26 protein-coding genes and 1 pseudogene are annotated in these 26,116 nt (G+C 61.3%); 9 read left to right on the forward strand and 18 right to left on the reverse strand.

Going from position 1 to position 26,116, the window contains the following annotated elements:
* Positions 1–75: 75 nt before the first annotated feature.
* The 7 genes from ABRA89_RS14150 (at position 76) to ABRA89_RS14180 (ending at position 7,461) form a co-directional block, all read left to right on the forward strand.
* Complete coding sequence (locus ABRA89_RS14150; protein ID WP_349942148.1) at positions 76–948, forward strand: DUF4129 domain-containing protein; 873 nt, start codon at positions 76–78, stop codon at positions 946–948.
* Positions 945–2,345 carry a hypothetical protein gene (locus ABRA89_RS14155; RefSeq protein WP_349942149.1) on the forward strand — a complete coding sequence of 467 codons (1,401 nt, stop codon included), beginning with the start codon at positions 945–947 and terminating at the stop codon, positions 2,343–2,345. The genes ABRA89_RS14150 and ABRA89_RS14155 overlap by 4 nt, the downstream gene beginning before the upstream one ends.
* Positions 2,299–3,255, forward strand: coding sequence for an AAA family ATPase (locus ABRA89_RS14160; RefSeq protein WP_349942150.1), 957 nt, complete (start codon positions 2,299–2,301; stop codon positions 3,253–3,255). Before ABRA89_RS14155 ends, ABRA89_RS14160 begins: the two co-directional genes overlap by 47 nt.
* Positions 3,255–4,574: a DUF58 domain-containing protein gene (locus tag ABRA89_RS14165; protein WP_349942151.1), complete on the forward strand. Its 1,320-nt coding sequence runs from the start codon at positions 3,255–3,257 to the stop codon at positions 4,572–4,574. Before ABRA89_RS14160 ends, ABRA89_RS14165 begins: the two co-directional genes overlap by 1 nt.
* Positions 4,571–5,611, forward strand: a complete 1,041-nt coding sequence (locus ABRA89_RS14170) for a stage II sporulation protein M (protein ID WP_349942152.1) — start codon at positions 4,571–4,573, stop codon at positions 5,609–5,611. The genes ABRA89_RS14165 and ABRA89_RS14170 overlap by 4 nt, the downstream gene beginning before the upstream one ends.
* 83 nt (positions 5,612–5,694) lie before the next feature.
* On the forward strand, positions 5,695–6,597 hold the full coding sequence (locus tag ABRA89_RS14175; protein ID WP_349942153.1) for an RDD family protein: 903 nt from the start codon (positions 5,695–5,697) through the stop codon (positions 6,595–6,597).
* A gap of 75 nt (positions 6,598–6,672) precedes the next feature.
* Positions 6,673–7,461 (forward strand): hypothetical protein, encoded by a 789-nt coding sequence (locus ABRA89_RS14180; protein WP_349942154.1) that lies wholly within the window; start codon positions 6,673–6,675, stop codon positions 7,459–7,461.
* Here the strand turns inward: ABRA89_RS14180 and ABRA89_RS14185 are convergent.
* The 16 genes and pseudogenes from ABRA89_RS14185 to rpoZ all read right to left on the reverse strand — a co-directional run bounded on the left by ABRA89_RS14185 (position 7,458) and on the right by rpoZ (position 22,317).
* A complete protein-coding gene (locus ABRA89_RS14185; RefSeq protein WP_349942155.1) occupies positions 7,458–8,321 on the reverse strand; it encodes an alpha/beta hydrolase in 864 nt (287 codons plus the stop codon). The two genes, ABRA89_RS14180 and ABRA89_RS14185, sit on opposite strands and share 4 nt — an antisense overlap.
* Before the next feature lie 13 nt (positions 8,322–8,334).
* A complete protein-coding gene (locus ABRA89_RS14190; protein WP_349942156.1) occupies positions 8,335–9,036 on the reverse strand; it encodes an ABC transporter ATP-binding protein in 702 nt (233 codons plus the stop codon).
* Positions 9,036–9,794: an ABC transporter ATP-binding protein gene (locus ABRA89_RS14195; protein WP_349942157.1), complete on the reverse strand. Its 759-nt coding sequence runs from the start codon at positions 9,792–9,794 to the stop codon at positions 9,036–9,038. The genes ABRA89_RS14190 and ABRA89_RS14195 overlap by 1 nt, the downstream gene beginning before the upstream one ends.
* Positions 9,791–10,816, reverse strand: a complete 1,026-nt coding sequence (locus tag ABRA89_RS14200) for a branched-chain amino acid ABC transporter permease (protein WP_349942158.1) — start codon at positions 10,814–10,816, stop codon at positions 9,791–9,793. Before ABRA89_RS14200 ends, ABRA89_RS14195 begins: the two co-directional genes overlap by 4 nt.
* A complete protein-coding gene (locus tag ABRA89_RS14205; protein ID WP_349942159.1) occupies positions 10,813–11,739 on the reverse strand; it encodes a branched-chain amino acid ABC transporter permease in 927 nt (308 codons plus the stop codon). Before ABRA89_RS14205 ends, ABRA89_RS14200 begins: the two co-directional genes overlap by 4 nt.
* Positions 11,740–12,057: 318 nt before the next feature.
* Positions 12,058–13,239: an ABC transporter substrate-binding protein gene (locus ABRA89_RS14210; RefSeq protein ID WP_349942160.1), complete on the reverse strand. Its 1,182-nt coding sequence runs from the start codon at positions 13,237–13,239 to the stop codon at positions 12,058–12,060.
* 151 nt (positions 13,240–13,390) lie between these two features.
* Positions 13,391–13,531, reverse strand: a pseudogene (locus ABRA89_RS14215) (GTPase Era); the annotation flags it as partial.
* Between the two features lie 172 nt (positions 13,532–13,703).
* Positions 13,704–13,946, reverse strand: coding sequence for a hypothetical protein (locus tag ABRA89_RS14220; RefSeq protein ID WP_349942161.1), 243 nt, complete (start codon positions 13,944–13,946; stop codon positions 13,704–13,706).
* 140 nt (positions 13,947–14,086) lie between these two features.
* A complete protein-coding gene (locus ABRA89_RS14225) occupies positions 14,087–15,352 on the reverse strand; it encodes a S8 family serine peptidase (RefSeq protein WP_349942162.1) in 1,266 nt (421 codons plus the stop codon).
* Positions 15,353–15,424: 72 nt separating this feature from the next.
* Complete coding sequence (gene era, locus ABRA89_RS14230; protein WP_349942163.1) at positions 15,425–16,363, reverse strand: GTPase Era; 939 nt, start codon at positions 16,361–16,363, stop codon at positions 15,425–15,427.
* Positions 16,360–17,064, reverse strand: coding sequence for a ribonuclease III (gene rnc / locus ABRA89_RS14235; protein WP_349942164.1), 705 nt, complete (start codon positions 17,062–17,064; stop codon positions 16,360–16,362). The genes era and rnc overlap by 4 nt, the downstream gene beginning before the upstream one ends.
* 7 nt (positions 17,065–17,071) lie before the next feature.
* On the reverse strand, positions 17,072–17,938 hold the full coding sequence (gene lepB, locus ABRA89_RS14240; protein WP_349942165.1) for a signal peptidase I: 867 nt from the start codon (positions 17,936–17,938) through the stop codon (positions 17,072–17,074).
* Positions 17,939–18,070: 132 nt separating this feature from the next.
* Positions 18,071–18,643 carry a DUF2062 domain-containing protein gene (locus ABRA89_RS14245; protein WP_349942166.1) on the reverse strand — a complete coding sequence of 191 codons (573 nt, stop codon included), beginning with the start codon at positions 18,641–18,643 and terminating at the stop codon, positions 18,071–18,073.
* Between the two features lie 61 nt (positions 18,644–18,704).
* Positions 18,705–19,283 (reverse strand): orotate phosphoribosyltransferase, encoded by a 579-nt coding sequence (pyrE, locus tag ABRA89_RS14250; RefSeq protein WP_349942167.1) that lies wholly within the window; start codon positions 19,281–19,283, stop codon positions 18,705–18,707.
* Between the two features lie 232 nt (positions 19,284–19,515).
* The gene (locus ABRA89_RS14255) at positions 19,516–21,744 is read right to left on the reverse strand and encodes a RelA/SpoT family protein (protein ID WP_349942168.1); all 2,229 of its coding nucleotides are present in this window, start codon (positions 21,742–21,744) and stop codon (positions 19,516–19,518) included.
* A 174-nt stretch (positions 21,745–21,918) separates the two neighbouring features.
* Positions 21,919–22,317, reverse strand: coding sequence for a DNA-directed RNA polymerase subunit omega (gene rpoZ / locus ABRA89_RS14260; protein ID WP_349942169.1), 399 nt, complete (start codon positions 22,315–22,317; stop codon positions 21,919–21,921).
* A 242-nt stretch (positions 22,318–22,559) separates the two neighbouring features.
* On the opposite strand from rpoZ, the gene ABRA89_RS14265 reads away from it, so the two are divergent.
* Together ABRA89_RS14265 and ABRA89_RS14270 are read left to right on the forward strand one after the other, a co-directional pair.
* Complete coding sequence (locus ABRA89_RS14265; protein ID WP_349942250.1) at positions 22,560–23,159, forward strand: LabA-like NYN domain-containing protein; 600 nt, start codon at positions 22,560–22,562, stop codon at positions 23,157–23,159.
* Between the two features lie 23 nt (positions 23,160–23,182).
* Complete coding sequence (locus tag ABRA89_RS14270) at positions 23,183–23,842, forward strand: uracil-DNA glycosylase (RefSeq protein ID WP_349942170.1); 660 nt, start codon at positions 23,183–23,185, stop codon at positions 23,840–23,842.
* Between the two features lie 84 nt (positions 23,843–23,926).
* Here ABRA89_RS14270 and ABRA89_RS14275 read toward each other — a convergent pair whose 3' ends face one another.
* On the reverse strand, positions 23,927–24,292 hold the full coding sequence (locus ABRA89_RS14275) for a hypothetical protein (protein WP_349942171.1): 366 nt from the start codon (positions 24,290–24,292) through the stop codon (positions 23,927–23,929).
* 325 nt (positions 24,293–24,617) lie between these two features.
* On the reverse strand, positions 24,618–26,114 hold the full coding sequence (locus ABRA89_RS14280) for a CoA-acylating methylmalonate-semialdehyde dehydrogenase (protein ID WP_349942172.1): 1,497 nt from the start codon (positions 26,112–26,114) through the stop codon (positions 24,618–24,620).
* Positions 26,115–26,116: the final 2 nt, after the last annotated feature.

The raw sequence follows: 26,116 nt of genomic DNA on the forward strand, positions 1-26,116 counted from the left end.
GCCGGTCTATCAGAATGAACGTCTGGATTTTCACCCTTTGGCGATTATCATACCCGCAAAACGAATCTCCGATACATGCGCAACATCTTCGCAATCGGTCGAGTACCAAAGCCGGCGGGCTTTGGTCCCCAAAGGACGGGAGCCGTTTCAATCACCGTGACCCAGTGCATGCATCGAGCCGGGCGAGCGAGGAGCTGGAGCGTCCGAGGGAATGGTATTTCGTCTGCTACCCTCGCCCTGGCGATCCTGACAGGTTTCGTAAGTCCCGCTTTCGCACAATCGGACTCAAACGGCGGACAGGCTTCGCTCGCACCCTATGCACCGCCAAGCACCGAAGCCTCCACCAACTATCAGGATGCCGTTCGGGGCCGAGGGCTGCAAGTTGGCATCGATTATCTTCATCCCGATAGCGAACTCGACGCAGACCTCTCCAACTACCAACCCGAAGATGCCTCTATTCCGCAAACGCCGCGCGACTTTTCCGACCCGGTTCGGCTGATAGCGATCGCCATTCTGATCGGGTTCATTCTGTTTCTCGGGATCTATGCCTGGAGCCGGCGCGGTGGGCTCCTGGATCGCGCCGGTCCCAAGCCGCATGATCGCAACAGGCCGGATCGGGGTCGTGAAAGCTTTGAGGACAATCGGGATATCGACACCGACTTCATCGCCCGGCTGCGATCGGAAACCGACCCGAGGGTTGGCCTGCGGCAGGTTCTGCAACGCTTCCTCGCGCTTGCGGCTCGGGATAACGAAATCGTCCTGAAGCGCAGCCTGACGACACGCGAGCTTCTCGAGCGACTGCCGGGAAGCTGGCACCATCGCAGCGCCCTCCAGACGGTTGCCCGGCGGGTCGAGCTGGTCGTTTTCGGCGGCCGTACGATCAGCCGCGAAGACTACGAGGAATGCCTCGACCTCGCTGCACCGTTCCTGAAAAGGACCGGGCAATGAGTACAGTGCACACGAGAGGCGGTGCCGGCGTCAATCGCGACGGGTCGGCGTCGGGGGCTGAAGATTCAAAGCGGCCGCTGCTGATCCTCGGCGCCGTCGTTCTTGCCGTCGCTCTCTTGATCTTTTTCGGCAATAGCCACCCTCTCGAGCGTACGGCAATCGGGCTCGGCGGCCTTGAAATCTGGTTGAAAAGCAACGGTTTCGAAACGGACGAATTGCTGCAGCATAAAGAGGATGGCTCGCCGGCCTCCTTCCGCGTTCTACCGATCTACGATCCGCATCCGGACGAAGAAGCGATCGAAATGACCGATGGCCGCGAAGATGTGGCCGGCGAACTCGCACCGCGACCGATCTTCGAGACCGATCTCATCAACAAGCTCGAGACCGGCCCCGTCCTCGCCACGATGCCGAAATGGCGCGGCGGCATGGTCAGTCGCGGACGCGCGCATCCGGACCTTCTCGTTCCGGCCGACCTCGTCGACATCTTCGAACTCGGCGTGAAGAGGTCGTCCGATCTCGGTCTCGCCGAATACGACGTGAAGAGCGAGGAAACCGGGCTGAAGATCGACTTACCGGTCAGTCTCTACGCAGCCCAGGTCTTCACAGCTGACGAAGAATTTCGAAACCAGTGCGAATCGCTGCTGACGCTCGGAACAGCCGGGACGCTCCTCGCCCGGTGCTGGGGCGGAGACGACACCTATTACGCTCATCCGATCTATCTCTTGTCCGATCCCGATCTTCTGGACAATCACGGCCTCAGGCTCGGCGAGAATGCGTCTGTCGCGCTCACTCTGATCCGACAACTCGCGGGCGACCAGCCGATTTTCATCGACAAGGATGCCGAAGAAACATGGTCGGGTGATTCCAATGGCACAGACCCGCATGTCAGGTCCCTCGCCGACCTCCAGCGCTTCTTCGTCTATCCGTTCTCGTTCGTCTGGATCGGTGTCGTAGCTCTGACCGGCCTTGCCCTGTGGCGTGGCAGCCGCGGTTTCGGTCGTCCCGTCGATGACGATCCGGCTGAGGCGAGCGATGCCTCCAAAACGCGCACGATAGAAGCCTCACGACGCATTCTCCTGCTCGCAGGTGAGAACACAGCGCTGGTGAGCACCCATGTCGAGGACCGGCTGGAATCGCTCGCCGGAGCCCTCCTCGGGCCGCATGCCCGCCGCGATGGGAGGGGCGACGTCATGCCGGCTCTAGAGCGTTTCCTGTCCCGCCGGGCACCGGCGCTCGGCGAACGCCTGGAAAGCACCTATCAGGCCCTTCGCTACACCCACGAAAACAACGCCACGACGGACCAGATGAAGCAACTGGCCGATTTCGAAGCCGTCATCGAGGAGATCTGGAATGAATTTGGACGAGCTGCGAGCCCTTCGCGACCGCATAGCCGGTGAAATCCGCAAAGCGGTTCAGGGGCAGGATGCGATCGTCGAACTGCTTCTCGTGTCGCTTTTCGCGCGGGGTCACTGCCTCCTCGAAGGCCCTCCGGGTACGGCGAAGACCCTGCTCGCCCAGAGCCTGTCCTCGGCCGTGTCGCTCGACTTCAAGCGCATCCAGTTCACGCCGGACCTGATGCCGGGCGATGTCATCGGCTCGAATGTCTACGATTTCGAGGCGCGACGCTTCGAGCTGGTGCGCGGACCGATCTTCACGGACATTCTTCTGACCGACGAGCTCAACCGCGCTCCGCCGAAGACTCAGGCCGCGCTCCTGCAGGTCATGACCGAGCACAAGGCGACGATCGACGGCACGGATCACGGCGTCGGCGACATCTTCTTCGTGGTCGCCACCCAGAACCCCTTGGAGCAGCAGGGAACCTACCCGCTGCCTGAAGCCCAGCTCGACCGCTTCCTGTTCAAGCTGCCGCTCGATTTCCCGAACGAGGAAGACGAGTTCTCGATCCTCCGGCTCCATGCCGGACAACCGCTCGACCACGATGCGAGAAAGGCGGCGATCGAACCGGTTGCCGGTCTCGACGAGATCAAGGCCGGGCAAACCCTGATCGACGGCATCCGGCTGGATGACGAGATCCTGCGCTATGTCCTGTCGTTATCGCGGGCGACCCGCTCCGATGTCGATATAGCCTTTGGTGTGTCCACCCGTGCGGCCGACGCGCTTTGCGGTGCGGTTCGTGCAAAGGCGGCTCTCGATGGCCGCGACTATGCGATCCCCGACGATGTGAAGGAGCTGTTCCTGCCCGTCATGCGCCATCGCATCGTCCTCAGCCCTACCGCCGAGATCGAGGGCCGCAGCCCCGATGCGGTGCTTGAAGCCATTCTCGATCAGGTCGCGGCACCGCGCTGATGCGTCCCTCGCGCCGCCTTCTTCTGTTCGCGAGCCTGATCGCGCTGTTCTCGCTCGGCGTGATCGCGGTGCCGGCATTCCCGGCAGAACTGATTCTTGCCGCCTGGGTCATCCTTGTGGCTGTCGTTCTGGCCGATGTCAGCATGACACCGTCATCGAAACGCTTTCGGCTGGAAGCACCGGACAGCCGCGAGCTCTTCGTCGGTGAGACGACGACACTCGACTTCGGCCTCGTACCGCTTGGTTCGTCAGCACAGCCGGCGACGGGATCCGCGCTCATGCGGATTGCCTGGCCGTCCGGCCTGACAGGCCCGCAGGAATTTCGCCTGACGCGTTCCGAAGCTGGCGCGCTTTCGGCAAGCGTCGTCGTCAAAGCAGTAATGCGGGGGCAACTCGATCTCGTCGAGGTCTGCGCCCTGCGCGTCAGCCGGCTGGGGCTTATCGAACTCGTCGCCTTCTATCCCTGCGCCACGCGAATTTCCGTTGTGCCGAACGTCCGCTCGATCACATCCGGTGCGATCGATGCCGAAATCGCCGCATTGAGCTTCGGCGAGCGCACGGCTTTGACCCGTGGCGAGGGATCGGAATTCCACCAGCTCCGCGATTTCGTCGCCGGAATGGACACGCGCACCATCGACTACAAACGCTCCGCCCGGCACGGCTCGCTGGTCGCACGGGAAATGCGGGCCGAGCGCAACAACAACATCGTCCTGTCGCTCGATAACGGTCATCTGATGCGCGAGGAAATCGATGGCCTCGCCAAGATCGATCACATGATCCGCTCGGCGCTCGCTCTTGGATGGGCGGGCATTCAGGGTGGCGATCTGGTGGGGCTCTTCGCCTTCGATGCCCGGCCTCGTCTCTTTCTGCCACCCGGCGGCGGGCGGCGGGCCTTCGCGCAACTTCGCTCTCGGACAGCCGATCTCGAATATCGCAGCGTCGAGACGAACCACACGCTCGCCATGACGCATCTCGGCCAGCGCCTCAACCGGCGCAGCCTCGTCGTCGTCTTCTCCGATTTCGTCGACACGACCACCGCCGAACTCCTCGTCGAGAACGTTCAGGTTCTCGTCAAGCACCATGTCGTCATCTTCGTCTCGATCCGCGATCCCCTGCTCAACGCTTATGCAAGACAGTCTGCACATGGCATCGAGGATGTTGCCTCGGCGGTCGCTGCTGCCGGCATTCAGCGCGACCGGCGGATGGTTCTGGAACGCCTCGGCAAGATCGGGGTCTTTGTGATCGACGCCGATCCGGGCCAGATCACGGCGCAGCTGATCTCGACCTATCTGACGATCAAGGCGAGGGAACTCGTATGAACGCGCGCGCCGACGTCATCCGATCGAGCCGCTTCCGTGAGGAGCGTGAACACGACTGGCAGCGCCTCGCGACGATCGTCGAGCACGGCGAGAAACGGGGACTATCGCAGCTGGGCTACGACGATGCGCGCGATCTCGTCCTGCTCTATCGGCAGGCAGCGAACTCGCTTTCGGTCGCACGGGAAATCTCGCTCGACAGGGGCGTCGTCGATTATCTCGAAAGCCTGTGCGGGCGCGCCTATCTCCTCATCTATGCGCCGGGGGAAAGTCTTCGCGGTCTCGTCACCCGGTTCTTCGCCCGCTCCGCCCCACAGGCGATCCGCCGGTCCTGGCCGATGATCGCAGTGGCCTATGCATTGATGCTCGGCGGCGCACTGATTGCCTTTCTACTCACTGCGCAGGACCCGAACTGGTATTACGCGCTCGTTCCACAAGAACTTGCCGGCGGACGCGGGCCGCGCGCCAGTGCGGAAACCCTGAAATCGATGCTCTACAGCGAGCCGGGCGGCCTCAGCGATCTCGGGGCGTTCGCCACCTCCCTTTTCTCACACAACACGCAGGTCGCCCTCTTCGCCTTTGCGCTGGGTCTGCTCGCCTGCCTGCCGAGCGTGCTTCTCGTTCTCTACAACGGCGCGATCCTCGGAGCCTTCTTTCAGGTGCATGCGGACAAAGGCCTGGCGCTCGATGCTTTCGGCTGGCTGTCCATCCATGGCGTCACCGAGATTTCCGCAATCACGATCGCGGCGGCGGGCGGACTGTTGCTGGGTTACGCGGTCCTCTTTCCCGGCGGCCGCAGCCGCTCCGCCGCTTTGCGCCATGCGAGCCGCGATGCCGTGAAGCTCGCGATCGTCGCTGCCATCATGCTCATCGCCGCCGGCCTTCTCGAAGGCTTCGGCCGGCAGATCGTAACCGATCTTTGGGCGCGAGTGGTAATCGGTTGGGGGATCGGCCTTGGATGGCTATGCTGGTTCTTATTCGCGGGTCGGGCCGCAGACCACACCCCGCAATCCGACAGAGATCGCGAGGCGAACCAATGATCGAAAGCGCCCGGCCCGTCCGCTCGTACCCGACCCCATCCAACAAGGCCCCTAAAGCCCCGAAGGCCGCACGGCGGCGCGGAATGTCGAGCGCGTCCAAACACAAGATACTGTCCTTCACGCCGCCGGAAGGCGTACGTCTCAATTTCGATATCGCGAGTATCGGTTCACGCGCCGGCGCCCAGTTCATCGATCTACTGATCACCATCACCGCGACGATCATCATGGTCATCGCGATCAGCTATGCATTCGAAGGCAGCGACAACGCGATCGAGGCTATCCTCGCCCTGCTCTTCTTCTTCATCGGCACGCCCTATTACATCGTCTCGGAGCTGATGATGAACGGGCGCACCCTTGGCAAGAAAATGATGGGCCTGCGCGTGATCTCCCGCGATGGCTTCGGCCTTTCCACCCATCAGATCGTCGTGCGCAACCTGACGAAGGAGGTCGAGGTCTTCCTTCCGATCGGCTATCTGATCGGCGGCGCTGGAGACAGCGGATGGACGCTACTCTTGATGTTCGTCTGGGTCGCCATCGTGTTCGTGGTGCCCGCTCGAAACCGCTTCAATCAGCGGATTGGAGATATCGCTGCCGGAACGGCGGTGATCGTCGATCCGCGTCCGATGCTCCTGCCGGATATCGCACGCGAGGTCGGCGCCACGGCGCGCGAACGCTTCGTCTTCACCTCCGCCCAGCTTGATCTCTACGGTGCCTACGAGCTCCAGGTTCTGGAACGCCTGCTGCGCGGCGATGGCGTTGTGAAGGGTCGCAAGGAAAACGATGCAATGACCAAGGTCGGCGCGCGGATAAGAGCGAAAATCGGCTATGACGAGACCGTTCCTCCGGAAGAGGAAAGGGAATTTCTCGAGAGCTTTTACGTTGCGCAACGCAGCTATCTTGAGCAGAAGAAGCTCATGGGCGATGCCCGCACCGATAAATTTTATAACGCCACCAAGAGCGATAACGGTACCGGCACGAGCTCCTGACAAATTGCCAACCGCATTCGAGCCCAGCATTGCGTCTGGCTTTTGCAAAAGACGACAGCAGGAAAGGGACCTTTCATGACAATCGACACGGCCGGGGCCGCAAAGCCATCTTTCGGCGTCGGGGGCCGCATCGGCGAGACGTTTTCGATCTTCGGAAGCCGGTTCGGGATCTTTGCTGGCATCGGCATCGTATGGGGCCTCATCACCCAGATTCCAACATATCTTGCCCTCGGCACGATTCCGACCGTCACGGACTCGTTCGATCCGGGAACGAGCTCGCCAATGCAGACCATGATGATCGAGTCGCCGTTGTCCTACGTCGTGGTTTTCTTCCTGCTTCCGACCATTCTTTACGCTCTGATGACCGGCATGCTGACACTCGCGGCCTATGACGCGAGAACCGGTCGCGCGCCCAGCATGGCACGCTACATTGCAGCTGCCATCAAACAGTCACTCTGGCTGATCGTCCTGACAATCCTTGTCTCGATCATAATGGGTATCGGATTTGCCCTGTTCCTTATCCCGGGCCTTTGGCTTCTTGGCGTCTTCGGGCCCTTCGTACCGGTACTGATGATCGAAAAGCTTGGTTTCGGAACGCTCGGACGCACGAAACAACTCACGAAAGAATATCGCTGGCCCATCGTCGGCTTTCTCGTCTTGGTCTACATCGTCGTCATCGTCGGCAGTCTCGTCGTCGGCTTTCTCGGAGCGCTCCTTCCGGGGGTCATCTTCTTTCTTCTCCAGGGTGCCGTCGCCGGTTTCACGACGGCGATCTTCTCGATCGCGACGGCCGTCTGCTACGCGCGGCTACGCGAGATCAAGGAAGGCGTCGGCTTCGACGATCTGGCGGACGTGTTCGCTTAGGGCTGACCAGCCAGCAATTCGACCAGATCGCTCCGCGCGTCACGCAGAGCGTCGATTACGTCGAGATGGTGCCGGCCGCGTATTTCGAAGCCTCGCGTCTTCAATCCAAACCCGGACCACACATTGGGAAGCAAGGCGTTCTGCCGGCGGAGTTCCGGCAGCTCGTCCGCCCCGACGACACAGATGAGTTCGGCGCCTTGTCTCGGCTCCAGAAGCGCCGGGCTCTCGGCTCGCGCTGTCTGGACATCGAGCCGTAAAACCTCGTTCATGGCCGTCCGCATGATCGGGCGGAGATCGTGCAGACCGCTTATCGAGACGACGCGGTCGACCCGCTCTGCCGTCGATGCCGCGATCGGCGCATCCGCGCAGATCATCCGCGTCGCAAGATGCCCGCCCGCCGAATGCCCGGACAACCGGATCGGCCCGGCAACAAGCTCCGTCACGTGGTCGAGACAGCCACCGATCTCTTGGGTGATATGCGGGATCGTCGCGTCCGGGCAGAGCGTATATTCCGGCAGCGCAACAGCGTAACCGCGTGCAAGCGGGCCGCCGGCAAAGTGCGAGAAATTTCCGACATCCTGGGACTTCCAGTAGCCACCATGGATGAAGACGACGAGACCCCGCGCTTCGCCTTCCGGGCGGAACAGGTCATAGCGCTGCCGCGGTGCGGAGCCGTAGAGGATACCGATCTCAGCCCTACCCGCTGCGAGAAGCCGTTCTCGAAACGCCGCCGCATCGTTCGGCCAGCGCGAAACGGTTGCTGCCGCGTCGGTGACAGCGGCGCGGTTATCATAGGCGGCGTCGAAATCCGCGACGACCTCGCCTTTCGCGGTCCAGGTTTCCGCGCTCAGTTCGGCCATTTCGTACTACCCCTCAAACGTGCAGGAACCGGTCCTTGATCGCCGGCGTCGCCTTCAATTCAGCCGTCGTGCCGGTCCAGGCGATCCGTCCCTTCTCGATGACGGCATGCCGGTCGGCAAAGCGTGTCAGCACATCGACGTTCTTGTCTATGACGAGGATCGCATCGCCCGCATCCTTGATCGCTTCGAGGCATTGCCAGATTTCGGCGCGCACTAGCGGGGCGAGCCCTTCGGTCGCCTCGTCGAGGACGACGAGCCGCGGATTGGTCATCAGCGCCCGGCCGATCGCAAGCATCTGCTGCTCTCCGCCGGAAAGCTGACTGCCGAGATTGCGGCGCCGCGCCTTCAGTGAGGGAAACAGGCCGTAGACCGAAGGCAGCGTCCATTTCGCGGCCCCTGCGCGTTCCGTCCGATGGGTCGCGACGAGGTTCTCCTCTACCGTCAGCGTCGGAAAGATACGCCGCCCCTCCGGTACGAGCCCAAGCCCTTTCTGTGCGATGAGATGCGGCGGCTTTCCCGTAAAATCCAAGCCGTCGATCGCCACCCGGCCGCCGCGCGGCTTCAAGAGCCCGAAGATCGACTTGATCGTCGTTGTCTTGCCCATGCCGTTGCGGCCGAGCAGCGTGACGACCTCCCCTGCCCCGACGGCGAGATCGACGCCGAACAGGATGCGGCTGTCTCCGTACGCAGCTTCCAGCCCTTCGACGGTGAGCATCAGGCGGCCTCCTCATCGCCGAGATAGGCAGAACGCACGGCTGGATCATCGCGCACCTCCCCTGGCGAGCCGCTGGCGATGATCTTGCCGTAGACGAGGACGCTCACCCGATCCGCCAGCGCGAACACCGCCTCCATGTCGTGTTCGACCAGGATGATGGTGTGAGTCGCCTTCAGCTCCTGCATCAGCGCCACCAGCGCCGCCGACTCCTCGTGGCTCGTGCCGGCGAGTGGTTCGTCAAGCAGCAACAGCCGGGCACCGGTCGCGAGCGCAATCGCGATCTCCAACTGGCGCTTCTCGCCATGGGAAAGATTCGCCGCGATGCGGTGCGCGCGATCGGCAAGGTTCACCCGGGCCAGAGCCTCCATGCCCTTGGCATTGAGCGCGGACTCCGACGCTGCCCGGGCAAAGAAACGAAAACTCGATCCTGAGCGGGCCTGCACCGCAAGCGCGACATTTTCCAGAACCGAAAACCCCTCCAGAATGGACGTGATCTGGAAGGAGCGCGCGAGCCCGAGCCGTACCCGGTCCGGCATCGATCGCCCGGTGATATCGCCACCTGCGAGGTAGATCCGGCCGGAGTCGCTCCCGAGCTGGCCAGAGAGCTGATGGATCAGTGTCGTCTTGCCCGCTCCATTAGGGCCGATGATGGCGTGAAGCTCGCCCCTCGGAACTTCGATCGATACATCGTCCGTCACGCAAAGAGCGCCGAAGGACTTGCGCAGGGCATCAATGCGCAGAAGCGGCTCGTCCGTCATTTGGGCGTCCCGCCGAACAGCCGCTTCGCCGCCCCCGCGATGCCGCCGCGGGTGAACAGAGCAAGGCAGACAATGAGCACTCCGAGCACGAGCTTGTAGTGCTCCCAGAGGTCGGCAAGCCATTCCTCCGCCAGAAGCAGTGCGATGGCGCCAGCGATCGGCCCGACAAGTGTCCCCATACCGCCGATTACCACCATGACGATGAGCTCGCCGGAGCGCTGCCAGTTCATGTAGGCGGGGGATACGAACTCGGTCTGGTTGGCGAGGAAGACGCCTGCCAGCGCGGCGATGGCGCCGGAAATGACATAGGCGGTCAATTGGTAGGGATAGGGCGAAAAGCCGATCGCCCGCATGCGCGTGGCATTGTCGCGCGTCCCCCTTAGCACGCGTCCGAAACGCGATGCGACCAGGGCCCGAAGCGCGAAGAAAGCGAAAACCAGCACGGCAAGCACGACGTAGAAAAGCACAAGATCGCTCTCCAGCACGTCGCTGCCGAGCAGCGTCGAGCGGTTCCAGAGCGTCATGCCGTCATCGCCGCCATAGGCCGAAAGCGAGACCATGAAGAAATAAGCCATCTGCCCGAAGGCGAGCGTGATCATGATGAAATAGACCCCGCTCGTACGCAGCGAGATGGCGCCGGTCACGAGCGCGAATAGCGAGGCGGCGGCGAGGGCCACGACAGTCTGAATGAGGATGTCCTCGACGCCATGGCTCGACAGGATCGCGACCGAATAGGCCCCGATACCGAGAAAGGCCGCATGACCGAACGAGACCATCGCGCCGAAACCAAGCACCAGATCGAGCGCGAGCGCGGCAAGCGCGAAGACCATCACCCGCGTCGCCGTTACGAGCAGGAACGGATCGTCGAGAGCGCTTGCAAGGAGCGGCAGAAACGCCAGCAGCGCGAAGATGATCGTGCCCGCGACCGCAGCCCCTTCCCGCGAGACGATGCCGAAACGGCGGCGCGTTTCCACCACCGGATCGGCACTCTCCTCATCCGTTCGAGACGCAGCCAAAGTCATGCCGCGGCTGCTCTTGCCGGAAAGAGGCCCGAGGGACGCACGAAGAGCACCACTGCCATCAGGATGTAGATAAGCATCGGCGCCAGCGTTCGGCCGGTCTGCCCGGCGGCCGAGGCGTCCATGACGGAGCGAAGAAGGATCGGCCCAAAAGTGCGCCCCAGCGTATCGACCAGCCCCACGAGTATGGCGGCGACGAATGCACCGCGCACGGACCCGACACCGCCAATCACGATGACGACGAAGGTCAAGATCAGGATGGAGTCACCCATACCTGGCTCGACGGAAAGAATTGGAGCGACCATGGCGCCGGCGAACCCGGCCAGCATCGCACCAAGCCCGAAGACCAGCATGAAGAGCCGCTTGATATCGACCCCGAGCGCCGACACCATCGGCCCATCAGTCGCACCCGCCCTCAGCAGCATCCCCGTTCGCGTGTGATTGACGAGCAGATAGAGGCCGAGAGCGGTCGCAAGCCCGGCCGCGATGATGGCGATCCGGAAAATCGGGTACTGCACGAAGCCGATCAACGGCACCGAGCTCGAAAGGATATCGGGGATCGGCACGCTCATCGGCGCCGCACCCCAGATCATCTTCACCCCCTCGTTGAGGATCAGGATCAGGCCGAAGGTCGCGAGCACCTGATCGAGATGATCACGCTCATACAGCCTTCGAAAGACGAGGAATTCAAGCAGAATACCGAAGGCGAGTGCCGCCGGAAGCGCGACCGCGAGCCCCAGAAAGAAGTCGCCGGTCATGGCCGTAAACATCGCGACGAAATAGGCGCCCACCATGTAGAGGACGCCGTGAGCGAGGTTGATGAGGTCCATGATCCCAAAGATCAGAGTCAGCCCCGCCGCGACGAGGAAGAGCAGAATACCGAACTGGATGCCGTTGAGAGCCTGCAGGAGGAAGAGATTGAACATGTCTTCGTCTTGTTATGTCTCTTCGTTCTGCAATCGTCGCGCGATCAATTCGGGATTTTGCGGGGGCGTACCCGACTCTCGCATCGATGTCACCGATGCCAGCCGGGACGTTGGCTCATAGGTGTTTTCGCGCGCCCTCTCCTCCGTCATTCTCGGCATCCGCGCCGAGAATCCAGAAGAGTCGAAGTCAGAATTCCGAACTCTCCGCAAGCCCGATCTGGATCCTCGGGACGGAGCCCGAGAATGACGAATGAGGCGGTTTTCGCCGCATCGCCGTAAGCCTAGACATGAGTCACACTTCCCACCCCTGCGCGGACGTCACCCCATCTTGCACTGGTCTACATAGGCGTCGGAATAGTCCTCGAAGATCGTCTCCTCAATCTCCGTCTGGTACTTGCCGTCGTCGCGCTTGGCGACCTTCACGAGGTAGAAGTCCTGAACCGGATAGTGGTTCGGGCCGATCTTGAAGTCGCCGCGCAGGGAGTCGAAGTCGGCGGCTTCGAGACCGGCGCGGATCGCGTCCGTGTCGCTCAAATCACCGCCGGCCGCCTTCACCGCGCTGTCGATCATCTGCGCGGCGTCATAGCCCTGCATGGCGTAGACTCCGGGAACGCTGCCGTATTTCTCCTCATAGGCCGCAACGAAGGCCTTGGACTTTTCGTTGTCAATGTTCGGCGCCCAGGTCGCCCCACCGAAGAAACCTACTGCAGCGTCCTGCTGGGCCGGCAGCGTCGTCTCGTCCACGGTGAAGGCGGAGAGGAACGGGATCGTCTCAAGGCCCGCCTGCCGATACTGCTTGACGAGATTGACACCCATGCCGCCCGGCATGAAGGTGAACACCGCATCCGGCTGCATCGCCGCGATCTGCGCGAGTTCTGCGGAGAAGTCGAGCTGGCCGAGCTGTGTGTAGATCTCGTTCGTGACCTCACCCTTGAAAGAACGCTTGAATCCCGCGAGCGAATCCTTGCCGGCCTGATAGTTCGGCGCCATCAGAAAGACGCGTTCAAAGCCCTGGTCCTGCGCGTATTTGCCCAGCACCTCGTGCACCTGATCGTTCTGGTAGGAGACGACGAAGAGGTTTTCGTTGCATCCCTCGCCCGCGAAAACCGAAGGTCCGGCATTCGGGCTGATCAGGAAGGCTCCGGCATCAGTCACGGGCTTGGCGATCGCCGCCATAATGTTGGAGAAGATCGGCCCGACCACGAAGTCCGCGCTGTCACGCTCCACCAGTTCACGCGCCCGGTTCGCCGCCACATCGGGCTTCAGCTCGTCGTCGACTGTGGTCACGTTCGTTTCGACACCGCCGAGCTTTCCGCCCATCTCCTCCACCGCCAGCATGAAGCCGTCGCGACCCTGCTCGCCGAGAACGGCGCCGGGACCGGAAAGCGTCAGCATCAGGCCAATGTCGAGGGTCTCGTCGGAGGCGTCCTGCGCAAGCGTGTGGCCGGTGAGCGCCGTCGCGGCCATGAGGCCGAGCGCTGCGATCTTCAAGGATTTCATGATCTCTCCCCCAAGCGGTTTTCCGTCGGCCGTCGCCTCAAGCACGACCGCCTATCCGCTCCTGTTGTGATTGCTTTTCAGCCGGAATCGGCCGCTCGGACGGAGTTTATACAGAAAACACCTCGCCGCAACACATTGGGGTCGCTGAGACTCAAGCCCCGAAATCGAGGCCCATCTCGCGATAGCGTTCCGGGTCGTAGCCCCAGTTCTCTCGCACTTTCACGAAGAGAAACAAGTGCACCTTGCAGTCTGCGGCTTCCGTGATATCGCGCCGCGCGGCCTGCCCGATCGCATTTGGCAGTCGTGTTCGAAGAGAGGTCCGTCGACATTCGAAAACATCGACCCCAAGGGGCCCAGCGGCTGCCCGAGCAGAACATGACCTCTTCGCCGGTGTGGACGACCTTGGAAGTCAGTTCTGGCGTGTGGCGGCTTCGCGGTGTTTTGTTCGAAAGCGCGGAGGCAGCCTATTGCGGGATCGCCGGATCAAACTGGGGTAAACGGTACTCATAGGCAGAGCGCACGTCTTGCACTCCCTCCATCGAGCGGATTGCGTCGAGGGCCGTGTTTTCGGCCGATCCAAAAATCGCTCCAGCGCGCCGGGATACGCGCTCAACCATCAGTCCACGTTCCGACAATTCGCTCGCGATCGACTGCGTCGACGCGAGATGCTCGTCATCGACGGTGATCGTCAGTTTGACCATGCTCATGCAAAGCCTCCTTTAGACCGAGTGCCGTGTTCTAGCACCCGATCCGGCTCAAGAGAATATGTTGATCCGCATCTAGGGCTTTTGCCCCCTATCAACAATTGCGACAGAATGTTTTTTCAAACGTTAAAGTTGCGTAAGCATCACGCAATCGGCATTCCGGGTGCCTGAACCAGCCCCGCCCCGAAATCCCGCCTTGTGCCGCCACTCAGTGGCTTCGCGCTTGCAACCAGAGCGTCCCAGAGAGCCTGCCCGCGAAGCGATGGGTCGGACTCGGCGTAGAGCGCCGCGATACCTGCGACATGAGGCGTCGCCATGCTGGTACCATCGAGATGGATATAAGGCCGCTCGCTCAGGCCGGCAGACAGCACCCGAACGCCCGGCGCCGCGATATCGACACCCGACGCGGCCGGGTTGAGACCGCCGTTCGAGAAGGACGCGATCGTAAGATCGGCGTTCAGCGCTGCGACAGCCATGATACTTTTCGCATTTGCGGGGATCGAGACCGGCGCAACGAAGTCACTCAGGCGCGCACTGTCGTTGCCTGCGGCCGCGACGATCAAGCTGCCGGACGCAAGTGCGCTTTCGCCAAGGCGTTCGTAAATCTGGTCGGGCGGAGTGCCCGGCTGCACTGGCCGTCCGAGCGACATCGAAATGATATGGCACCCCTCATCGAGCGCCCATTCGATACCGGCGAAAATATCCAGTTCCGCGCCGATGCCCCGATCGTTCAGGACTTTTCCGACATAGAGTTCTGCATCGGGTGCGACGCCATAATTCGGACCGGACCCACTACGCCCGCGCGGTCCGACGACCGTGCCCGCGCAATGGGTACCATGACCCTGACGATCGGCGGCGTCCCCGTTCTCGTCTACAAAATCCTGAAACGCGATGACGCGATCCGAAAAATCGAAATGCTCGAAGTTGAATCCGGTATCGAGGACCGCAACCTTGACGCCTTTGCCGGTGAACTCGGATTCGGCGGCCCCCGTTGCCTTCAGTCCCCATGTCGCATCGCTGGAGTCTCGCCAGACACCCGCCGTATAGACCCAATATTCGGGCCGAACCATCGCAACACCACTGGCCGAACGCAGTCTGGCGGCGACCTCCGCTACCTGCGCACCACCGCCTTGGGCGGGATCTATGACGGCCAGTCCCAGTCGATCGAAAAGGGCTGCCCTCCGCTGGCCGGAATGACGGGCATCGCGACGCTCTTGCGCCGTGGTCGCGATCTGAAGCGAGGGTCCTCCAAGGGTGGACGCCGCTTCACTCGCAAGAATCTGCCGCTTCGCCTCGGAGTCTGCATCCTGATCGAACATCATGACGACCCGCCCCGTCGGAACCGGTCTCATCACATCCAACACCGCTTCCGGCTCTTCCGGCAGATCTCGTTCCGGGGCTGCTACCATCGAATTTCTCCTTGATGAAACGCACCAAAGAGTAGTATAGACAAAAACTTTTTACAATCTATAATTGATGCACTATTGCCCGAAATCGAGGCCCATCTCACGATAGCGCTCCGGGTCGTCTCCCCAGTTCTCACGCACTTTCACGAAGAGAAAGAGATGCACCTTGCAGTCGGCCGCTTCTGTGATATCCCGCCGCGCGGCCTGCCCGATAGCCTTGATCGTCTCGCCCTTGTGGCCGAGGACGATCGCCTTCTGGCTGTCGCGCTCGACATAGATCGTCTGCTCGATCCGCACCGAGCCGTCCTTCCGCGTCTCCCAAAGTTCGGTCTCGACGGTCGAGGCGTAAGGCAGTTCCTGATGAAGCCGCAGGAAGACCTTTTCGCGGGTGATCTCGGCGGCCAACTGACGAAGCGGCAGATCGGAAATCTGGTCTTCCGGGTAGTACCATGGCCCTTCGGGCAGCGCGCCCGCGAGCCACGTCATTAGATCCTCGCAGCCCGACCCGTCGAGGGCCGAGATCATGAAGACCTGATCGAAGGCGACCTTGTCGACGATCTGCTGGGTGAGGCCCAACAGCTTGTCGCGCTTGATCCGGTCGATCTTGTTGAGAAGCAGAACCTTGGTCTGTTTGACGTCCTTCAGACGCTCCAGAATCGACTCGACCTCCGGGCTCACGCCGCGCTCGGCATCGACGATCGCAAGCAGGATATCGGCATCCTTCGCGCCCGACCAAGCAGTCTTCACCATCGCGCGGTCGAGCCGGCGACGCGGGGAAAAGACGCCGGGCGTATCGACGAAGACGATCTGAGTCTTGTCCTTGATCGCGATACCGCGCACCAGCGCCCGCGTCGTCTGCACCTTGTGGGTGACGATCGAGACCTTGGTGCCGACCAGCTGATTGACGAGCGTCGACTTGCCGGCATTCGGCGCACCGATCAGGGCGACGAAGCCCGAATGCGTCGCCTCTCCAGGAACGGCTTCCTCGCCGCCGATCTCGTCGTTTTCGCTCACGCTTTGTCCTTCCAGACATTCTCACGGATCAGCATGGCAATCGCTGCCGACTGCTCGGCAAGACGCTTTGACGCCCCTTCGCCCTCCGAAGGTTCGACACCCGCGATGCTGACTTTTATCCTGAATTTCGGATTGTGGTCGGGACCGGATCGATCGACCACCTCGTATTTCGGCGGCACGGGGCCCCGCTGATGCGCCCATTCCTGCAAGGCGGTCTTCGGATCGCGACGGGCTGCAACGCTCTTGTTGAGCCGCTCGCCCCAATGGGACTCGATGAAAGCCCGCGCGTCGTCCAGGCCGGAATTCAGATAGATCGCCGCGATCAGCGACTCCATCAGATCGGCACGGATCGATTTCGTGCGCGACGCCGCGAGTTTCTTCAGATCGCCGCCCTGGCGGACAAACTCATAGAGCCCGATCTCGTCGGCGACAGCCGCGCAGGTTTCGGCGTTGACGAGGGAATTCAGCCGCAAGCTGAGCTCGCCCTCGTCGGCATTGGGAAACATCTCGAACAGCTTGTCGGCAACGACGAGGCCGAGCACCCGATCGCCGAGGAATTCCAGCCGTTCGTAGGAGCGGCCGTCGCCCTTGGAGGACCGAAAACTCGAATGCGTCAGCGCCCGCTGCAGGCGATCGTGGTCGGAAAAGCGGACACCGATCCGCTTTTCGAGTTCGGCCAGCGGCTTGGTGCGTGCGCTCATGCCCGCATCAGCCAAGCCAGTCGAAAATGCGCGAGACGCGTATTTCGCTCGGCCATTCCCAGAGCTCCAGAGGCGAAGCACCGCCGCCGATCGAGAAGAAGATGATCTGCGCCTTGCCGACCAAATTCTCGAACGGCACGTATCCGACGTCGAAGCGGCTATCGAGGGAATTGTCCCGATTGTCGCCCATCATGAAGTAGTGGCCATCCGGCACGACGAATTCGCGCGTGTTGTCACCGGCAAGATTAGGGCCGAGGTCGAGCGTCATATAGCTTTTGCCGTTCGGCAGGGTCTCGCGGAACTGTTCGATTTCCTCGCCGTCCTCGCCGACAAATGTGCCGGCCGGTTCCTTCGGAACTTCTTTGCCATTGATGAAGAGGACACCTTCGCGCATGCGGATCCGGTCGCCGGGCAGGCCGATCAGCCGCTTGATGTAGTCTGTGTCTTCCTCGCCGGGCTTACGGAATACCACGACATCGCCGCGTGTCGGCTCACCGGGCAGGATGCGCCCTTCGAAGAGCGGCAGCGAGAGTGGCGCCGAATAGCGCGAATAGCCGTAGCTCCACTTAGAAACGAAGAGATAGTCGCCGATCAGCAGCGTCGGCATCATCGAGCCGGACGGAATCGAGAACGGCTGGAAGAACAGGGTCCGGATGACAAGAGCCAGGACCAGCGCCTGCAGGACGACCTTGATCGTTTCTCCGATGCCGCCCTTTTCGGCATTTTTCGATGGTTTCGGTTGTTTGCGCACTGTCTTTCCGGAATTGCCGTTGGCTTCGGCGACGAGGTCGGCTTCGCGGTTCTTCACCGCGCCGCGCTCGCCCATGGTCTGACCAAGTCCATCGTCACTTGGCTTTTGGGTCGGGTCGACCATCCTCATTCAAACCTTTTGGATCGACCGAAACACCCCGGCCACAAATGTTAAGGCGCTTTTATCCACCATGCCCCTCAGGGGCAATGCGCGAAACCACCGAGAATGCAAGCGCTGCCACATGGTGACAGATTGTCATCCGGTTATGGCAGATTTGGCGCGGTTGAGCTTGAGACGGGCAAGGCGTGCCGCGCGCCGCGTCTGGAATCGACCGACACCCATATGGATGATCCAGTAGGAGATTCCGGCAGCGACGAGACCGATCGGGATGCCACCGATCAACATGGGCTTTAAGAGCGGCTCCCAGATAGCCGCCACGTTCATCTCTCGCAGCGCCCAACCGACCTGGTGCGTGGATCCAAGTTCGCCGCGCCCATAGAGGATTTCCGAGCCGCATTCGAAGGTGAGCGCCCAGATGAAGGGAAAGGTAAGCGGATTTCCGACGGCGGTTCCCAGCGCGGCGGAAGCCATATTGCCTCCGATGACATAGGCGATGGCGAAGGCGAGCAGAAAATGAAAGCCGATGAACGGCGTGAACGAGGCGAGCACGCCGGCGGCGAACCCGGCCGCGATTGCATGCGGCGTCGCATGGAGCCGCAGCACCCGCTTCTTGAAGTAGAGAAAGGAGCGCTGAAACGAGACGCGCGGCCAGAGCCAGAGCCTGGCTCTATCCCAGAAGATTTCCGGTTTGCGTCTTCGAAACAGCATCTTCGGCGATTGTTTTCATTCCGTAACGGGACGACGTGGGCGGTTTTCGTTCAGGACACCGTCAAAGCGAGCGGCTACCCGGTTTCACCGGCTCTATTGCCGCAAGTTCTGGCGGAATTTGGTCCGCCGGATAGGCCGGCACCTCATATTCGGCGAGCGCGATCAGCGGAACGCCGACATCTGACTTTCCGGCAGAACGATCGATGATGCAGGAAGCGGCGCGCACATCGACACCTATCTCCTTCAGGCAGGCCACCGTCTCGCGGATCGAGAGCCCGGTGGTCACGATATCCTCCACGACCACCACGCGGGCACCTTTCGGCAGTTCGAAGCGGCGCAGTTTGAAGACGCCGTTCTCACGCTCAACCCAGACGGCCGGCACCTTCAGATGGCGGGACGTCTCGTAGGCCGGGATGATCCCGCCGACAGCGGGTCCCACAACGTAATCGACCGGACCGTCGACGCGTTCACGGATCGCATCGGCCATTGCCTTGCAGAGCCGCTCGGTCAGGTCCGCATGCATAAAGACACGCGCCTTCTGCAAAAAGACCGGGCTCCTCAGGCCGGAAGTCAAAATGAAATGGCCTTCGAGATAAGCGCCCGCCTCGCGAAATATGGCCAGGACCTCGTCGGTCGTCATTGAGAATACCTTTCTAACGAACGCGCTCGGCGAAGCGCACCGCCCGCACGTCCTTCGTCTCTCAGATATCGCGATCGGACCGGCCGAATGCGAAAGACCGGCGGCATAAACCGTTCGGCCGTTTTGAGAGAACCATCGATCTGCTTTCGCATCGGTTTAGAAGGTCGCTTCCCGGGTATCAACCGGAACGGCCACAAGCCACGCACACAGAGCATTGAGCGTTACTGAAAAGCTATCCGTTGACCCGTTCGACGGTGGAAACGCACTCTTTTCCACGGATCTGGGACAGCGTCCGATTCAGATGGTTCACGTCCCAGACTTCGAGATCGAACACCATCAGGGTGAAATCTGAAGCCGCCGATTTCATCTCCAGCTTGTGAATATTGGCGTCATTATGCGCGATCGTCGCGGCGATTTCGGCGAGCGAGCCCGGCTCGTTGAGCGCGGAGACCGAAATACGCGCGGGAAACCGGCGGTCGAAGTTTTCGTCGATGTCCCAGCGCACGTCGACCCAGCGCTCCGGATGATCCTCGAAGGCAAGCAGCGCCGGCGACTGAATGGGATAGATGGTGATCCCCTTGCCCTGCTCCAGAATGCCGACGATCCGATCCCCCGGAACCGCACCGTCTTCGGAGAACGTGACCGGCAGGTCGCCGCCGCCGACGCGAATCGGGATGGCCGACGAATTCTTCTTGCGCTGCGGCTTTGGCTTGCCCGGCACGCGGAATATCATGCCGGCCGCACTGCGTAGGTTGAACCAGCCATCCTGGGGATCGCGCTCGGTACGCCGCGTGACGCGCGTATCCTGATAGTCGGGGTGGATCGCCCTCAGAACGTCGAGAGACGGCAGCTCGCCGCGACCAACGGCGGCGAAGGCGTCCTCGACATTCTGATGACCGAGCTTTCCGAGAACGGACTTCAGCATCTCGACCGAAAATGGCCGGCTCGAACGGGTGAAGGTTCGCTCGATAATCTGGCGGCCCAGGCCCGAATACTGCTTGCGGATATTGGCGCGGGAAGCCCGGCGGATCGCGGAACGCGCCTTGCCGGTCACGGCGATGTTCTCCCAGGCTGCCGGCGGCACCTCGCCATCGCCGCGGATCACTTCCACCTCGTCGCCGTTCTGGAGCTCCGTCACCACCGGCATGATGCGGCCGTTGATCTTCGAGCCGACGCAGGAATTGCCGATATTGGTGTGGACCGCATAGGCAAAATCGATCGATGTCGCTCCGCGGGGCAGCGCGATCAGGCGGCCCTTTGGCGTGAAACAGAAGACCTGGTCCTGGAAGAGTTCGAGTTTGGTGTGCTCGAGGAATTCCTCCGAATTGTCGCCGCTTGCCAGAAGCTCGATCGTATGGCGAAGCCAGGCATAGGCTTTCGAATCCTTCGAAAGCTCGATCGATCGGACGACCTCGCCGTTCTCGCCCTTCTCATCCTTGTAAATGGCATGGGCCGCGATGCCGTATTCGGCGATGCGGTGCATTTCGTGGGTGCGGATCTGAAGCTCGACACGCTGGCCCGCCATGCCGATCACCGTCGTATGCAGCGAGCGATAATCATTCTGCTTCGGCGTCGAAATATAATCCTTGAACCGCCCCGGCACCATGCGCCAGGCGCGGTGCACGATGCCGAGCGTGCGGTAGCAATCCTCTTCCGCCGCGACGACAACCCGAAAACCGAAGATATCCGACAGCTGCTCGAAGGACAGCTTCTTGCGCTGCATCTTCGAAAACACCGAATAGGGCCGCTTCTGCCGGCCTGTCACCTTCGCATCGATCCCCATGGCCTTGAGGCGCGCGGTAAGTTCCTCCTCGATCTTGGTGATCGTTCCCGCATAGCGCCGCTTCAGCTCGGCGAGACGCTCCGTCAGCGTTTCATAGGCTTCCAGATTGACATGGCGAAAGGCGAGGTCTTCCAGTTCCTCGCGCATGTCCTGCATGCCCATACGCCCGGCGAGCGGCGCATAGATGTCGAGCGTCTCCTGCGCGATGCGGCTGCGCTTGTCGGCCCGCATCGGCCCGAGCGTGCGCATGTTGTGAAGGCGATCGGCAAGCTTGACGAGGAGGACGCGGATATCGTCCGCGATGGCGAGCAGAAGCTTGCGCAGGTTCTCCGCCTGGGCGGCGCGCTTCGACACGAGATCGAGTCGCTTGAGCTTGGTCAGTCCCTCGACCAGTTGGCCGATCCGCGGGCCGAAAAGCTGATCGATCTCCTTGCGGGTCGCGTCGGTATCCTCGATCGTGTCGTGTAGGAGGGCCGTCGCGATCGTCGCCTCGTCGAGGCGCAATTCGGTGAGGATCGCGGCGACTTCGAGCGGATGGGAGAAGTAGGGATCGCCGCTGGCGCGCTTTTGCGCACCGTGCTTCTGCATGGCGTAGACATAGGCGCGGTTGAGCAGAGCCTCGTCCAACTCAGGGCGATAGGCCGCGACCTTCTCCACCAGTTCGTATTGGCGCATCATCGCCGCGCTGCGCTTTCATCCATGCAATGCCGGGCAGACTTGCAAAAAGCCCCGAAACGAAAAAAGGAGCATGCCCCGATGGGCACGCTCCTTCACAATAGTCAGCTTTGACGCAACGCGGTAGGCCTCTGCGGCATAAGACGCCGCAATAAAAGGCCTATGTGCGCAACGCGCTTAATAGTCGTCGGTTTTTTCCGGAGCGACGAGGCCTTCGATACCGGCCAGCAGTTCGTCCTCGGACATGCGGTCGAAGGCGACAGTGTCGTCGGGCTTGTCCTGGATGGCGGCCTGCGGCGCCGGAGCCTCGGAACGTTCTGCCGGGCGGGTGTCCTCCGGCTCGTCGACCTCCACATGCTTCTGCAGCGTGTGGATGAGGTCTTCCTTCAGATCTTCCGGCGAAAGGGTTTCGTCGGCGATCTCGCGAAGGGCGACGACCGGGTTCTTATCGTTGTCGCGATCGACCGTGATCGGGTTGCCCTGGCTGATCTGACGGGCGCGATGGCTGGCCAGGAGCACGAGCTCGAAACGGTTGTCGACCTTATCGACGCAATCTTCTACGGTGACACGGGCCATGCCTGTCTCCTCATGCCGAATAGCGGTATGGTTGGAATCGTGGACTCAATACCGAATAGGCGGAACCTCCACAAGGCCGCTTTCCGATAAAATACGCGTTCGGCTTCAATAAATTCGCAAGCCACCTTGATTAAAGCATGATTGTCCCTGTACCGGAGCGCGATCAGTACCCTCCTCAATTTGGCGGCCAATACCTCACTGAGAAATTATTACCGCCCAATAGACTAGCGAAAGTTGAATATATGTTCGATCAACGCGAGAAAATTGCACTTTTTATTGACGGCGCAAATCTCTATGCAGCCTCTCGCAATCTCGGTTTCGATATCGATTACAAGAAAATGCTTACTTTCTTCGAGAAGAAGGCATATCTTCTACGCGCATACTACTACACCGCACTGATCGAAGATCAGGAATACTCCTCCATCCGCCCACTCATCGACTGGCTCGACTATAACGGGTACCGGGTGGTGACGAAGCCGGCAAAGGAATTCACAGATCAGTCCGGCCGCCGTAAGGTAAAAGGCAATATGGACATCGAACTTGCCATCGATGCCATGGAATTGTCGGACACGGTCGATCACTTCGTCCTTTTTTCCGGCGACGGCGACTTCCGTTCACTTGTTGATGCCTTGCAGCGCAAAGGCCGCAAGGTGTCTGTCGTTTCCACGCTCTCGACCCAGCCGCCGATGATCTCCGACGATCTGCGGCGCCAGGCCGATCATTTCATCGATCTGACAAGTCTGAAGAACGATATCGGTCGCAGCCAGGCCGAACGTGACGCGCGCCTCGCACGCCGCGCCAATGTGGACAACGCCGATGACGACGAGGACGACGACTACTGATTTCGTCGGCCCGATCGAAGACGATGAGCGCGACCGGCCCGACCGAGCCGCCCCGCAACTGCCCGCTCTGCCCGCGCCTCGTGGATTTCCGCGAGGAATGGCGAGCGAAAGAACCCGGCTGGCACAATGCGCCGGTCTCGACCTTCTATCCCGAAGGCGGCGCCGGTGAGGTTCGCCTGCTCATCGTCGGACTCGCGCCGGGCGTACGCGGCGCGAATCGAACCGGACGACCATTCACGGGCGACTACGCCGGCACCCTTCTTTACGGCACGCTTCACAAGCACGGCTTCGCAAATGACCGATTCAATGCCGACCCGAATGACGGACTGAAACTCTTCGGGACCGCCGTGACCAATTCGGTGCGATGTGTTCCGCCCGAAAACAAGCCGGTAGGAGCCGAGATCAATACCTGCCGGCAATTCCTGTCGGCGACCATTGCATCGCTGCCGAAACTTCAGGCGATCGTCACGCTAGGCCGGATCGCGCATGACTCGACCGTGCGCACGCTCGGCTTGAAGTTGAAGGACCAACCGTTCAGCCACGGCGGTCAGCTGCCCGCGGGCGCCTACACCCTGTTCCCGACCTATCACTGCTCGCGGTACAACACGAATACGGGCAGGCTGACTGAAGAAATGTTCGACAAGGTATTCGCAAACGTCGCCCGTTTTCTTGCCGCGACCTGAACCCTCCATGCAAAAAGCCGGCCCGCGCGTTGCGGACCGGCTTTCATCAAGTCTTGGGAGGACTTTACTGGTAGCGTCTATTGTTTATCGAACACTATCGCGGGTCTGCTGCTCAGCGATATGGCGACCATAGTCCGAACCCGGCACGATCTGCGTGCTACCCGGGTTGACGCTGGAAGCGTTGACACCAGCAGTATCAGCCTGGACCGCAGCGCGCGTCTGCTGCTCGGCGATATGGCGACCATAGTCTGAGCCCGGAACGGTCTGGCTATAGCCATACACACGGGTCGCATCGACAGCGGTCGAACGCGGAGCGTCCGCAACGCTTTCACGTGCAGCTTCTTCGTTCTGGGTCTTGTAGTACTCCGAACCGCCAAGCGCCTGGGCACTGGCGGGAGCGGCGATTGCGGTTGCGGCGAGGGTTGCTGCGATCAGCGTTGTCTTGAACATCGTACAGTCTCTTTCATCGTTCGAATGTCGGTAGGCCTTATCGCGGCCATTGGCTCGACACTTCGGGGCGGCGCCTGTCGCGTCGTCTTGTGAACCCAAGATGGTGACTGTGGATTGGCACGGTAGGCCATATCCATTGAACAATCTGTCGATATTCAAACCGATCACGACCGTATGATCGGAGGAACTTAATCGATGAGTGAACAATCATGAATTTATTGGCCTTCGCGCAAATACCTCTCTCAAACGTGATCGGGCGCCCCGCAAAGGGAGCGCCCGATCGAAAGCGTGTGCCTGAGAAAGACACGGAAAGTGCTTGAGCCCCTCAGCGCATAACGGGCATCGAGAATTCCGCCCCGTCCTTGATGCCCGAAGGCCAGCGGCTGGTGATCGTCTTGGTGCGCGTCCAGAACTTGATCGAGTCCGGACCGTGCTGGTTGAGATCGCCGAAGACCGAGCGCTTCCAGCCGCCGAAGGAGTGATAGGCCATAGGTGTCGGGATCGGCACGTTGACGCCGATCATGCCGACCGGCACCTTCGAGGCGAAGTCGCGTGCCGCATCGCCGTCGCGGGTATAGATCGCAACGCCGTTGCCGTATTCGTGGTCGGTCGGCAGAGCCAGCGCCTCGTCGTAGTCCTTCGCACGGACCACCGAGAGGACGGGACCGAAGATCTCTTCCTTGTAGATGTCCATGTCCTTGGTGACATTGTCGAACAGGCATGCCCCGACGAAATAGCCGTCCTCATAGCCCTGCATGTTGAAGCCGCGACCATCGACGACGAGATTGGCGCCTTCCGAAACCCCCTTTTCGACAAGGCCGAGGATCTTCTCCTTCGACGCCTTCGTGATGACCGGGCCGAAATCCGCTTCGCTATCGGTATACGGGCCGATCTTCAGCGCCTCGATGCGTGGAACAAGCTTGTCGACGAGGGCGTTCGCCGTCTCCTCGCCCACCGGCACGGCCACCGAGATCGCCATGCAGCGTTCGCCTGCGGAGCCATAGCCCGCTCCGATCAGCGCGTCGGCCGCCTGATCGAGATCGGCGTCCGGCATAACGATCATGTGGTTCTTGGCACCGCCGAAGGTCTGGGCGCGCTTGCCGTATTTCGCTGCCTCCGCGTAGACATGAGCGGCGATCGGGGTCGAGCCCACGAACGAAACGGCACCGATATCCTGATGCTGGAGTATGCCGTCGACCGCGCCCTTGTCGCCGTTGACGACCTGGAGGATGCCCTTCGGCAGTCCGGCTTCCATCATCAGTTCGGCAAGCCGCATCGGAACGGAGGGATCGCGCTCGGACGGCTTCAGGATGAAGGCATTGCCGCAGGCGATCGCCGGGCAGAACATCCACATCGGGATCATGGCCGGGAAGTTGAAGGGCGTGATCCCGGCTCCGATGCCAACGGGCTGGCGCATCGAATACATATCGATGCCGGGGCCCGCGCCCTCGGTGTATTCGCTCTTTTGAAGATGCGGGATGCCGATGACGAATTCAGCGACCTCGAGGCCGCGCTGGATGTCGCCCTTGGAATCCTCCACCGTCTTCCCGTGCTCGGAAGACAGAAGCTGGGCGAGTTCCTGCATGTTGTCGTTCAGAAGCTGAACATACTTCATGAAGACGCGCGCCCGGCGCTGCGGATTGGTCGCCGCCCAACCCGGCTGTGCCGCCTTCGCCGCGTCGACCGCATTCTGCAGATCGTCGGCGCCAGCGAGCGCGAGCTTTTTCGTCACCTGGCCGGTCGCCGGGTTGTAGACATCCGTCGTCTGCCCGCTCGAGCCGGGAACGCGTTCGCCATTTATGAAATGACCGATTGTGTCCATGA

The sequence above is a fragment of the Fulvimarina thalattae genome (assembly GCF_040239565.1).
Lineage (GTDB): Bacteria > Pseudomonadota > Alphaproteobacteria > Rhizobiales > Rhizobiaceae > Fulvimarina.